The organism is Variovorax sp. P1_H2 (assembly GCF_056405295.1).
Window position 1 is genome coordinate 16,226 of sequence record NZ_JBFUCJ010000100.1, and the last position, 11,903, is coordinate 28,128.

General features: G+C 67.6%; 11 protein-coding genes and 1 pseudogene. 2 read left to right on the top strand and 10 right to left on the bottom strand.

The genetic code is table 11. From position 1 onward, the window contains the following. From AC1D2E_RS26790 to AC1D2E_RS26820, 7 genes are all read right to left on the bottom strand, one after another. The gene (locus AC1D2E_RS26790) at positions 1–1,176 is read right to left on the bottom strand and encodes a Gfo/Idh/MocA family protein (RefSeq protein WP_478200209.1); all 1,176 of its coding nucleotides are present in this window, start codon (positions 1,174–1,176) and stop codon (positions 1–3) included. A gap of 25 nt (positions 1,177–1,201) precedes the next feature. Further along, entirely contained in the window at positions 1,202–2,176 is a 975-nt protein-coding gene (locus AC1D2E_RS26795) for a tripartite tricarboxylate transporter substrate binding protein (RefSeq protein ID WP_478200210.1), read from the bottom strand. A 35-nt stretch (positions 2,177–2,211) separates the two neighbouring features. Further along, positions 2,212–3,657, bottom strand: coding sequence for an enolase C-terminal domain-like protein (locus AC1D2E_RS26800; protein WP_478200211.1), 1,446 nt, complete (start codon positions 3,655–3,657; stop codon positions 2,212–2,214). Positions 3,658–3,665: 8 nt separating this feature from the next. Beyond that, positions 3,666–4,448 carry an ABC transporter ATP-binding protein gene (locus tag AC1D2E_RS26805; protein WP_478200212.1) on the bottom strand — a complete coding sequence of 261 codons (783 nt, stop codon included), beginning with the start codon at positions 4,446–4,448 and terminating at the stop codon, positions 3,666–3,668. 9 nt (positions 4,449–4,457) lie between these two features. Beyond that, a complete protein-coding gene (locus AC1D2E_RS26810; RefSeq protein WP_478200213.1) occupies positions 4,458–5,465 on the bottom strand; it encodes an ABC transporter substrate-binding protein in 1,008 nt (335 codons plus the stop codon). 34 nt (positions 5,466–5,499) lie between these two features. Beyond that, positions 5,500–6,273 (bottom strand): ABC transporter permease, encoded by a 774-nt coding sequence (locus AC1D2E_RS26815; RefSeq protein WP_478200214.1) that lies wholly within the window; start codon positions 6,271–6,273, stop codon positions 5,500–5,502. Positions 6,274–6,411: 138 nt separating this feature from the next. After that, positions 6,412–7,059 carry a TetR/AcrR family transcriptional regulator gene (locus tag AC1D2E_RS26820; protein WP_478171859.1) on the bottom strand — a complete coding sequence of 216 codons (648 nt, stop codon included), beginning with the start codon at positions 7,057–7,059 and terminating at the stop codon, positions 6,412–6,414. Between the two features lie 99 nt (positions 7,060–7,158). Here AC1D2E_RS26820 and AC1D2E_RS26825 point away from each other — a divergent pair, with 99 nt between their 5' ends. Continuing rightward, entirely contained in the window at positions 7,159–8,880 is a 1,722-nt protein-coding gene (locus AC1D2E_RS26825; RefSeq protein ID WP_478200215.1) for a thiamine pyrophosphate-binding protein, read from the top strand. A 61-nt stretch (positions 8,881–8,941) separates the two neighbouring features. Here AC1D2E_RS26825 and AC1D2E_RS26830 read toward each other — a convergent pair whose 3' ends face one another. Beyond that, positions 8,942–9,364, bottom strand: a complete 423-nt coding sequence (locus AC1D2E_RS26830; protein WP_478171857.1) for an SWIB/MDM2 domain-containing protein — start codon at positions 9,362–9,364, stop codon at positions 8,942–8,944. A 172-nt stretch (positions 9,365–9,536) separates the two neighbouring features. Beyond that, positions 9,537–10,403 (bottom strand): DMT family transporter, encoded by an 867-nt coding sequence (locus AC1D2E_RS26835; protein ID WP_478200216.1) that lies wholly within the window; start codon positions 10,401–10,403, stop codon positions 9,537–9,539. A 91-nt stretch (positions 10,404–10,494) separates the two neighbouring features. Between AC1D2E_RS26835 and AC1D2E_RS26840 the strand changes: the two genes are divergently transcribed. Continuing rightward, entirely contained in the window at positions 10,495–10,899 is a 405-nt protein-coding gene (locus AC1D2E_RS26840; protein ID WP_478200217.1) for a gamma-glutamylcyclotransferase family protein, read from the top strand. Between the two features lie 13 nt (positions 10,900–10,912). Here the strand turns inward: AC1D2E_RS26840 and AC1D2E_RS26845 are convergent. Continuing rightward, a pseudogene (locus tag AC1D2E_RS26845) lies at positions 10,913–11,903 on the bottom strand (IS110 family RNA-guided transposase); the annotation flags it as partial.

Below are 11,903 nucleotides of genomic sequence, written 5' to 3' on the forward strand. Positions count from 1 at the left end.
TCAGATCTTCAGCGCCGGCACGTCGACCCAGCGCCGGTCCTTCCAGCTCTCGAGCGCGGTCTCGACCAGCTGCACGCCCTTGGCGCCTTCGGGCAGCGTCCACTTGTAGGGCGCGTTCTCGACCACGTGGCGGATGAAGTGCTCCCACTGGATCTTGAAGCCGTTGTCGTAGACCTGCGAGTCGGGGATCTCCTGCCACTGGTCGAAGAAGTTCATGGTCTGCTTCTCGTCCGGGTTCCAGACCGGGCGCGGCGTGGCGACGCGCGACTGCGCGCGGCACGACGACAGGCCGGCCACGGCCGAGCCGTCGGTGCCGTCGACATGGAAGGTCACGAGGTCGTCGCGCCGCACGCGCGTGACCCAGCTCATGTTGATCTGCGCGATCACCGGCTCGCCGTTGTGGCCCTTGAGCTCGCAGGTGGCGTAGGCCGCGTCGTCGGCCGTGGCCTCGTAGGGCTTGCCGGCTTCGTCCCAGCGCTTGGGGATGTGCGTCGCGCCGATGCACGACACCGACTGCACCTCGCCGAACAGGTTGTCCAGCACGTAGCGCCAGTGGCACATCATGTCGAGGATCATGCCGCCGCCGTCTTCCTTGCGGTAGTTCCACGAGGGCCGCTGGATCGGCTGCAGGTCGCCCTCGAACACCCAGTAGCCGAACTCCAGGCGGACCGACAGCATGCGGCCGAAGAAGCCGGCGCGGCGCAGCATGTCGAGCTTGCGCAGGCCGGGCAGGAACAGCTTGTCCTGCACCGCGCCGTGCTTCAGGCCCTTGGTCTTTTCGGCCTCTTCGGCCAGCCGGGCGATCTCGACCGCCTCGTTGAGATTGGTCGCGATCGGCTTCTCGCAGTACACGTGCTTGCCGGCGCGGATCGCCTTGGCCAGCAGCGTCGGGCGCATCTGCGTGGTGCCGGCATCGAAGAAGATCGTGTCGTCCGTGTTCTCGAGCGCGCGGTCGAGGTCGGTCCCCCAGCGCGCGATGCCGTGCGCCTTGGCAAGCGCTTCGATCTTCTCGGCGTTGCGGCCGATCAGGATCGGGTCGGGCATCACGGTGTCGCCGTTCGAGAGCGTCACGCCGCCCTGCGCGCGGATCGCGACGATCGAGCGGATCAGGTGCTGGTTCATGCCCATGCGTCCGGTGACGCCGTGCATGATGATTCCGAGTCGTTGTTGTGCCATGGGGTGGTTCTCCGCTGAAAGTGGCTTAAGGGGCTGGCGACAGGCCGGCGGCCTTGACCAGGCTTGCGTTGCTTGCGATCTCGTCCTTGATGTAGGCGTCGAACTGCTCGGGCTTGAGCGTCCAGGCATCGGCGCCGAGCTTCAGGAAGCGTTCCTTGACTTCGGGGCTGGCGAGCGCCTTCGCGACCTCGTCGTGCAGCCGGTTGACGACATCGCGCGGCGTCTTGGCCGGCGCCATCATCCCGATCCAGAAGTTGAACTCCGAGCCGGGCACGCCGGCCTCTGCAGTGGTTGGCACCTCGGGCAGCGCGGCCGCGCGCTTCGGCGAGCCGACGGCCAGCGCCAGCAGGTGGCCTTCGCGGATCTGGCCGATCACCGGTGCGATCGGCGAGAAGTAATAGTCGACCCGGCCCGACAGCACCTCGGTCACGGCGTCGGCCGAGCCCTTGAACGGGATGTTGGTGGCAGTTATCTTGGCGGCCAGCTTGAACTTCTCGGCGTTCAGGTGGGTCGCGCTGCCTTGCCCGGCCGAGGCGAAGTTGATGCTGCCCGGCTTGGCCTTGGCGGCGGCGACCAGTTCCTTCAGTGTCTTGATGTTCTTGGACGGCGAGATCACGAGCGCGTTCGGCAAGGTCGAGATCGGCGTGATGCCGGCGAAGTCGTTGACCGTGTCGAAGGGCAGCTTGGCGAAGGTCGACGGGCTCACCGTGTGCGACGACGAGTGGATCATGATCGTGTAGCCGTCGGGCGCAGCCGTGGCCACGGCCTGCTGGCCGATGGTGCCGCTGGCGCCGCCGCGGTTGTCGATCACCAGCGTCTGGCCCATGCTGGCGCTCATCTTGTCGGCGATGGCGCGGGCGATGATGTCGGTGGTGCTGCCGGCCGCGAAGGGCACGATCACGCGGATCGGCTTGGTCGGGTAGTGGGCCTCGGCAGCGGCGCCGAAGGCGGCGCCGAGTGCCAGGCAGGCCACCAGGCCGGCGCGTCGATTGAGTTTCATGAAGTCTCCTTGTGCTTCGGGATGAACGCGCGCGTCTAGACCAGGGAAGGCGCTTGCGAGAGGGGTTGCAGGCTCGTGAAGTCGGGGTCCGCGCCATGGGCGAAGYCGGGCCGGGCCAGCGAATCGATCGCGATCAGGCCGTCGCGGATCGCCAGGCGCGGGCGACCGGCGCTGTTTTCGTAGAGGTCGCCGTGGGCGGCGGCGAAGGCCTGCTGCTCCACGGCCGGCGCATCGCCGAAGCCGTCGACGTAGTGGTGGCCGTTGCGCTCGCAGTGCCCGAGGCCCAGCAGCGAGGCCAGCGCCAGGTCCTGCTGCACGGCCAGGCCGGCCTGGCAGGTCAGGTCTTCGGCCGACATGAAGCAGCGGTCGGCCGCGTTGCGGGTCGTGAGATTCCACTGGTCGCAGCGCGCGCGATTGAGGACCGCCTTGTAGAGGCCCTTGCAGCCCTTGCTCGAGATGCCGCGCCAGCCATGCGTGCGCGCGGTGGGGAAGGCGTCGAGCGTGCCGTCGGCCTCGTCGAGCAGCAGCGGCGCGGGGCTGTCTAGCGCTGCCAGGGCCGGTGCCAGGCTGGCCTCGCGCGGCAGCGGTTGCTCGAGGTAGAGCAGCGCCTCGGGGCGCGCGGCCAGCCGCGGCAGCGCACGCAGGCCCGTGCACAGCGCCTGCAGCGCCTGCAGGTCGGTGTATTGCTCGTTGCCATCGAGGCTGAAGCGATGACCCGGCGCAGCGGTATCGAGCGCCGCCAGCACGGCGTCGAGCCGCGCGAGGTCGGCCACGGGGTCGCCGCCGAGCTTGACCTTGAAGCAGCGGTGGCCGTAGCGGCGCACCACCGCGGGCAGGCTGACCGGCAGCCCCGCGGCATCCTCGGCGTCGCCTTCGAGCGCATCGAGCAGGCCCACCGTGTGCCGCGCCTCGAGGTGGTTCGCGGGCGCCAGCCGCGCCAGCCAGCCGTTCCAGTTCCAGCCGCGCAGGTCGTCGGCCAGCGGGGTGTCCCCGATGCCGACCAGGTTGCGCTGGAACGCGGTGTACACGGGAACCTGCAGGCAGTGGCACAGTGCGTCGAGCACGGCGCGGTCGAGCACCGCCTGGCCGAAGGAGGTCGACAGCGCCGTGAGGCCGGTCGACTCCCCTTGCGCCATCAACGTCTGGTAGTGCTGCGTGAACAACGCGAAGGCCGGCACCGGCGCGCCGCGGGTGTAGGCCTCGGCCGCCGCTTCCAGTGCCAACTGCAAATGCCGGACGTTCTCTGCCTGGCTCATGCCGGTCCGCTTGTCGAACCAGCGCGGCACCATCAATTCGGCCGCCCAGCCCTGGGCGGTGCCGTGCGCGCCGCAGTCCACCGTGGCGCGCACGAAGACCTGCGGGCAGCGCGTCAGCGTGGCGGCACCGAACTTGAAAGGCAGGCGAAGCGCCATCGGGCGCACGCCGAAGTCGACGGCGAGCACGCGCACGGCCGGCGCGGAGGAAGATGCGGAAGCGGTCACGGCAGCTGTCAGTGGGCGTCGAGTTGGCCCTGCGCGAAGAAATGCGCGCGCAGGGTGCGGGCGTAGGCCGCAAAGCGCTCGCTACCCATGACGTCGAGCGGGCGCGGACGCGGCAGGTCGATGTCGTAGATCGCGGCGATCGACCCCGGCCGCTCGCTCATCACGATCACGCGGTCCGACAGGAAGATCGCCTCGGGGATGCTGTGCGTGATCAGCAGCACGGTCTTCCTCGAGGCCGACCAGATGCGCTGCAGCTCGAGGTTCATCTTCTCGCGCGTCATGGCGTCGAGGGCGCCGAAGGGTTCGTCCATCAGCAGCACCGAGGGGTCGTGCAGCAGGGCGCGGCAGATCGAAGCCCGCTGCTGCATGCCGCCCGAGAGCTGCCACGGGTACTTGTTCTCGAAGCCTGCGAGGCCCGCCATCTTCATCAGTTCGCGGGCCCGCTCGCGCGCGGCGGCCTTCGGCAGATGGCGGATCTCGGCCTGCAGCAGGATGTTGTCCTCGACACTGCGCCAGGCCAGCAGCAGCGCGCTCTGGAACACGATGCCGACATCCTTCTGCGGCCCCGTGATCGGCTTGCCGGCCAGCGTCAGGGTGCCGGCGCTGATCGGCAGCAGCCCGGCCACCATCTTGAGCAGCGTGCTCTTGCCGCAGCCCGAGGGCCCGACCACCGAGACGAACTCGCCCTCGCGGATCGAGAAGTCGAGCGGCTTGAGCGACTCGACCGGGCCGTCCTTGCTCCGGTAGGTCTTGGCGACGCCGCGCGCTTCGATGAGAGTGTCCAGGGCCATGAGGAACGATCAGTTGGTCGGCAGGAAGTCCAGCGTCACGTAGTCCTCGGGCTTGCCGCGCGTGGCGGGGTCCATGCCGCCGTATTGCACCAGCAGGTCGAGCGAGTCGTTGACGTTCTTCATCGAGACGCGGTACGGCCGCTGGTTGGTGGTTTCCTTGGTGTGGAAGAGGGCCGCGCTCTGCTTCATGCCGACGATCAGCGTGTCGCGCACGCCGGCCTTAGGGTTGGCCTTGAGCATCGCGTCGACCGCCGCGGCCGGATCCTTCTCGGCCGCTTCGGCGGCGCGCGTGGAGGCTCGCATGAAGCGCTTCACGAGGTCGGGGTTCTCGGTCAGCAGATTCTTGTTGGCGATGATCCCCGAACTGATCTGGTTGACGCCCGAATCGGCGAAGCGGATCGGCGTCACCGGCTTGCCGGTGGCGTCCTGCAGCTTGATCGCCTGGTCCATCACATAGCCCAGCAGCAGGTCCGCCTGGCCGTTGGTCACCGCGTTGAGCTTGGTCTGGGCGTCGCCCGAGACGATCTTGACCTGGTCGGGCTGGATGTTGTTGACCTTGAGGAACAGCGGCCACATCTGCGACATCGAGTCGCCCGGCGTGACCGCCACGGTCTTGCCGATGATGTCCTTGGGCGTCTTGATGTTCTTCTCGCTGAAGCCCATCACCGACATCGGGCTGACCTGGAACAGCACGCCGGTGGACTTCAGCGGCGCGCCCTTGGCTGCAGCCTTGATCATGGTCGTGACGTCGATGTAGCCGAAGGTCGCCGAGCGCGCGGCCACGGCCTGCGCCGTGACGGCCGAGCCCCGGCCCTCCTGGATCTCGAGGTCGATGCCCTCGTCGGCGTAGTAGCCGCGTTCCCTGCCTAGGAAGAAGGGCGCATGCTCGCTGTAGAGGTACCAGTTGAGCATCAGCGTGACCTTGTCCTGCGGCTTGTTCTGTGCCTGCGCGGGCGCGACGGCGAACGCCAGCGCGCAGACGGCGCCGGCCAGCAGGGAGGGGAGCAGTTTCTTCATGTTTGTCTCCTGGGGATGTCGTTGGCGAAGGAACTCACTGGACGTGGCGCTGCGAGGCGTGCCACGGGATCATCAGCCGCTCGACCCCGTCGACGGCGACGAACAGGATCACGCCGATGCTCGAGAGCACCACCAGCGCGGCGAACATCAGCGGCAGGTCGAAGTTGCCGTTGGCCACCTGCAGCACGTAGCCGATGCCCGAGTTGGAGCCGACGAACTCGCCGACCACGGCGCCCACCACGGCCAGAGTGACCGACACCTTGAGGCCGCTGAAGATCGCGGGCAGGGCCTGCGGCAGGCTGATCTTGAGGAATGTCTGCAGCCGGCTGGCGCCCATCGAGCGCGCCAGATCGAGCATGTCGGGCTCGACCGACTTGAAGCCCATCACGGTCGAGACCACCACCGGGAAGAAGCCCAGCAGGAAGGCCGAGATCACCTTCGGGAAGATGCCGAAGCCGAACCAGACCACGAACAGCGGCGCGATCGCCACCTTGGGAATGCTCTGCGAGAACACCAGCAGCGGATAGACGAATGACTCGACGACGCGCGAGTAGGCGATCACCATCGCGATCGGAATGCCGATGACGATCGTGAGGCCGAAGCCTCCGAGCGTGGCCAGCGTGGTCTTCCAGCTCTCGGACAACAGGCGCGGCCATTCGGCGTAAAGCATCTTCACCACCTGCAGCGGTGGCGGAATCAGGTAGGCCGGAATGCCGAAGACGCGGATCGCCAGGTCCCACAGCACCAGCAGCATCAGGATGAGCAGGAAGGGCCGCAGCGCTGGCGCGAGCAGGAGATTGCGAAGCATCGACGAGGACCGTGGTTGAAACCTGGACGGGATTCGTGCAGCGGCGCTGCGCGTTTCAATTCACCAATAAGTGAATTAGCAATTCTAGGAATGCCTTCGTCGGCCCGTCAACCGGCGAGCCCCTAGGAGATACCCGTATCAGCGCAGGACGTAGCCGAGCACCAGGTCGGTCATGTGCGACAGGCGTTGGGCCATCGCCTTCGGCGCCCGCAGGTCGCGCCCGAAGACCGCCGACAGGGTGTCGTTGTTCGACAGGTAGAAGTAGCACAGCGACGCGATCGAGATGTAGAGCTGCACCGGGTCGACGCCGGCGCGGAACAGGTTGTCGCGGCGGCCGCGCTCGAGCACGCCGTCGAGCAGCGCGACCAGCGGCGAGTTCATCTCCTGGATGCGTTCGGAGCGCTTGAGGTGTGCGGCCCGATGCAGGTTCTCGCTGTTGAGCAGGGTGATGAACTCGGGATGCTCGAGGTAGTAGTGCCAGGTGAAGGAGACCAGCCGGCGGATCGCCTCCACCGGCTCGACCGCGTCGAGATGCAGTTGCTGCTCGGCCTCGCGGATGTCGGCGTAGGTGCGTTCGAGCACCGCGAGGAAGAGGTCGTCCTTGCTGCCGAAGTAGTAGTAGATCAGGCGCTTGTTGAGTCCCGCGCGCTCGGCGATGCTGTCCATGCGGGCGCCTGCCAGGCCGCGCTGCGAGAACTCGTCGCGCGCCGAGGCGAGGATCGCGAGCTGCGAGCGGTCGGCGTCGCGCGAGCGCGGTTCGGCGGCGACCGGGGTGGGAGCTTTCATGGGGAGAATTTAACCAATTGGGGAATTAAGGCAAGCAGGCGCGGGCCGAACCGATAATTCGAACACCCCATTGCACCAGAGAGAAAGAGGCGCCCGTCCATGCATACAACCCAACCCGCCGGCCATCTGATTGTCGAATGCCTGGTCGAGCAAGGCGTCGAGCTGGCCTTCGGCGTCCCCGGCGAAAGTTTTCTCGCGGTGCTCGACGGCTTCCATGCCTACGGCGATCGCATCCGCTTCGTCGTCAACCGCCAGGAGGGCGGCGCGGCCTTCATGGCCGAGGCGCACGGCAAGCTGGGCAACCGGCCCGGCGTCTGCTTCGTGACGCGCGGGCCCGGCGCCACCAATGCCTCGATCGGCGTCCACAACGCCTTCCAGGATTCGACCCCGATGGTGCTCTTCGTCGGCGATGTCGGCAGCGACTTCCGCGACCGCGAGGCTTTCCAGGAGGTCGACTACGCGAGCTTCTTCGGTCCCAGCACCAAGGGCTTCGCCAAGCGCGTGGAGCGCATTGACGATGCCGACCGCGTCCCCGAGTACGTGGCGCGCGCCTTCGCCACCGCGATGAACGGGCGCCCGGGCCCGGTGGTGCTGGTGCTGCCTGAGGACATGCTGCGCAGCATGACCGCTGCCCGGCCGCTGAAGCGGGTCGAGGCGGTGGCGGCCTGGAGCGACCCCGGTGCGCTGCGCACCCTGCGCGAGCTGCTGATCAAGTCGGAACGTCCGCTGGTGATCGCCGGCGGCGGCGGCTGGACTCCGCAGTCGGCGCAGGCGCTGCAGCGCTTCGCCGAGAACTGGAGGCTGCCGGTGACCAACGCCTTTCGCTTCCAGGACACCTTCGACAACCACCATCCGCTGTATGCCGGCGATGTCGGCATCGCGATCAATCCGAAGCTGGCCGAGCGCGTGCGGCAGAGCGACCTGATCCTCGCGATCGGTCCTCGCCTGGGCGAGATGACCACCGGTGGCTACACGCTGCTCGAGGCGCCGAAGGCGAGGCAGACGCTGGTCCACATCCATGCCGGCGCCGAGGAGCTCAACCGGGTCTACCAGGCCGACCTGGCGATCAATGCCGGCATGGCCTCGGCCGCGCGCAGCCTCGAGGTGCTCAGCGCGCCGCCGGAACTGCCGTGGGAGGCCTGGACCGCGGCCGCCCATGCCGACTACCTTGCCAACCTGGAGCCGCAGCCGCTGGCCGGCCTGCCGGCCGAGGCGCCGCGCGGCGCGGTCGACATGGTGGCGGTGGTGCAGTTGCTGCAGAAGCACCTGCCGGCGGATGCCGCGATCACCAACGGCGCCGGCAACTTCGCGAGCTGGGTGCACCGCTACTTCCGCTATCACGGCCTCGCCAAGGGCCACAAGACGCAACTCGCGCCGACCAGCGGCGCGATGGGCTACGGCGTGCCGGCGGGCATCGCGGCCAGCATTGCGACCGGGCGCGTCGCCTTCACGATCGCGGGCGACGGCGACTTCCTGATGAACGGGCAGGAACTCGCCACCGCCTCGCAGCATGGCGGCAAGAGCATCATCGTGCTGCTCAACAACGGCATGTTCGGCACCATCCGCATGCACCAGGAACGCGAGTACCCGAACAAGGTGAGCGGCACCGCGCTTCGCAACCCCGACTTCTGCGCGCTGGCGCGGGCCTATGGCTACGCCGCCGAGCGCGTGACCGAGACCGCGCAGTTCGAGGCGGCGCTGTTGCGCGCGCTGGCGGCCGATACCGGCACGCTGATCGAGATTCCGCTCGACCCCGAGGTGATCACCACCCGTGGCACCCTGAGCGCGATCACCCGGTCGGCCGAGGCCGCGGGCCGCTGAAGCCAAAAAAAAGCCGGCTGCTGCCGGCTTTTCCAGGCAAGCGCACGAGGCGCTCGCGGGCTCACTTGACGTGCTTGCCGATCAGCGAAGCCAGTTCGAACATCGACACTTGGGCCTTGCCGAAGATTTCCTTCAGCTTGGCGTCGGCGTTGATGTTGCGCTTGTTGGCCTTGTCCTGAAGGTTGTTCTTCTTGATGTAGTCCCACAGCTTGCTCACCACGGCGGTGCGCGGCAAAGGCGTCGAGCCGACCACGGCGGCGAGCGCCGGGCTGGGGGTCAGTGCCTTCATGAACGCAGCGTTCGGGGTGCGCTTCTTGGCGGGAGCCGCCTTCTTCGCAGGAGCCTTCTTGGCCGGAGCAGCCTTCTTGGCGGGTGCTGCCTTCTTTGCAGGAGCAGCCTTCTTCGCCGGTGCCGCCGCCTTCTTGGCCGGTGCGGCCTTCTTCGCGGGAGCTTTCTTGGCCGGAGCCTTCTTTGCAGTTGCCATGGTTGAATTCCTTTTTTGGTTGGACACTTTCACCAATGAAAAGCAGTGTCTCCATCGGCATTGCGGATGCTAAAGGAGAAGAAACGCGTTTCCAAGGGGAAAAGAGACTTTTTCATTGGGAGCTGTTGTTTTTTCAGAGGGAGAAAGCACGTTCGTTCCCCTCGGAGAGCCTTCAGTTGCGGCGCGAGGGCCATGTCGCGAGCACGACGCCGAGCAGCGCGAGCGCGAAAGCGACCACCTGCGCAGTCGCGAGGCCCTCGCCGAGCACCAGCACGCCGACCACCGCGGCGCTCACCGGCAGCATCACGGTGAAGACGCCGGCCTGCGACGCCGGCACGCTCCTCAGGCCCGTCATCCAGAGCCACACGGTCCAGATGCTCGCGGCCAGCGCGTAGACGAAGAGCAGGCTCCAGAGGCCGATCGACACGGCGCCGAAGTCGAAGCGCAGCGCGAACCAGAGGCCGAAGGGCGTCGACAGCACGAAGCCCCAGAGGTTGATCAGCGAAGAGATGCGCCTGGGTCCGAGCCGTCCGGTCAACGACTTCCCGATCACCGCGTAGGCGGCCTCGCAGAGCACCGCGCAGAACACCAGCAGGTTGCCCAGCCAGGGCATCGAGGAGGTGTTCGCGGTGCCGGCATGCGGGGCCGCCGTCGCCGGCGCGAGCGCCAGCAAGCCGATGCCGAGCGCGGCGCAGGCGATCGCCAGTCCGACGCGCGCGGTGATGCGCTCGCGCAGGAAGGCCCAGCTGCCGATCGCCACCACGGCCGGGATCGAGGCCATGATCACGCCGGCCGAGACCGCGCTCGTCAAGCTGACGCCGAACAGCATGCAGATCGAGAACAGGAAGTTGCCGAGGAAGGATTCGAGGAACACGAGGCCGCGCGTGCGGCCGGTCATCGGCGGTTCCCCGGCCGGTCGCCGCAACCAGTGCGGCATCGCCAGCGCCGCGATGCCGAAGCGCAGCCACGCCAGCAGCAGGACCGGAAAGGCGGCCACCAGCGGCTTGGAGAGGGCGACATAGCTGCCGACCAGCGACATGCTCAAGGCGAGGCAGCCGTAGGCCACCAGGCGGCCGGGTGCGTGGGATGCGGAATTCAATAGACTGATCGTTCAGAGGATTGATTCGATGATGCCCGATTCGGATGCCCGCCCCGCCTCGCCCCGCCATGTCTTCGTCTACGGCACCTTGCGCGCGGGCGGCAGCAACGACATCTCCCGCTTCTCGCCCGCGCCGGTGCGCATCGCCGATGGCGAGATCGACGGCACGCTCTACGACCTCGGCCCCTATCCGGGCGCGGTGCTGGGCGGTGAGGGCAGGGTGCGGGGCGAGATCTACTGCATCGCGCCGGAGCTCGAGCGGCAGTTGGACCGGCTGGAAGAGGTCAGGCCCGACGACAGCGGCGAGTACATCAAGCGGGAGGTGCAGGTGCGCGTGGCCGGCGCGCTGCTGGCCTGCCTGGTCTACGAGATCCATCCGGACCGGATCGCCGGTCGCGTCGCGATCGGCAGCGGGGACTGGTTCCGGCGCGACTGAAATGAAACGTCCTGATTTGCTGAAGTCGTCGGATGAGGCGGTTGGCAGTTTTGTGAGCGTCGGCGCGGTCGAAGTGAGCGGCACCCAGGTCGTGCCATTCGGTGCCGTCGCGCAGCCTGTGCCAGGCGGCGGTGAGCATCGAGGCGGCCACGGCGATGATGGCTTTCTTGGCGCCGCGGCGTGCGCGCAGGCGATGGAACTGCGCCTGCAGGTAGCCGCCCTTGACCTTCACGGCCGCCCAAGCGGCCTGCACCAGCGTGGTCTTGAGCCACTTGCCGCCGCGGCGCAGCCGGGTGCTGCGGCGCTTTCCGGCGCTCTCGTCGTTGCGCGGACACATGCAGGCCCAGGACAGCAGATGCCCAGGCGTGGCAAAGCGCGACATGTCGATGCCGATCTCGGCCACGACCACATGGGCGCTGACCTCGCTCAGGCCCGGCATCGTGCTCAGGAGCTTGGCGGCTTGTCGAAACGGCTCGAGCCCGAGGCCCACCTCCTTTTCGATGTCGGCAATGGCCTGGTCCAGCGCCTCGATGTGGCCCAGATGCAGCTTGAGCATGAAGCGGTGATGCTCGCTGATGCGTCCGCGCAGGGCTTCGAGCAAATCGGYGCGGCTGGCCTTGACGCGACCGATGCAGGAGATCAGGTGCTCGGGGTCGCTGTGGCCGGCGATGATGGCCTGCAGCACCGCACGCCCGCTCTTGCCCAGGATGTCGCTGAGCACGACGCTGAGCTTGAGGTTGGCGTCTTCGAGCACCTTCTCGATGCGCTGGGCGTGAGCGCTCCGCTCGCGCACGAACTGCTTGCGGGTGCGCGTGAGCGTGCGCAGCTCCTGCACAGCCACTGGTGGCACAAAGCTGGCGCGGATCAGGCCGTGGGCCAGCAGGTCCGCCAGCCACATCGCGTCGTTGACGTCGGTCTTGCGCCCGGGCACGTTCTTCACATGCGCGGCGTTGGCCAGCACCAGCTCGAAGTGGCCCTCGAGCACGTGCCACACCGGTTTCCAG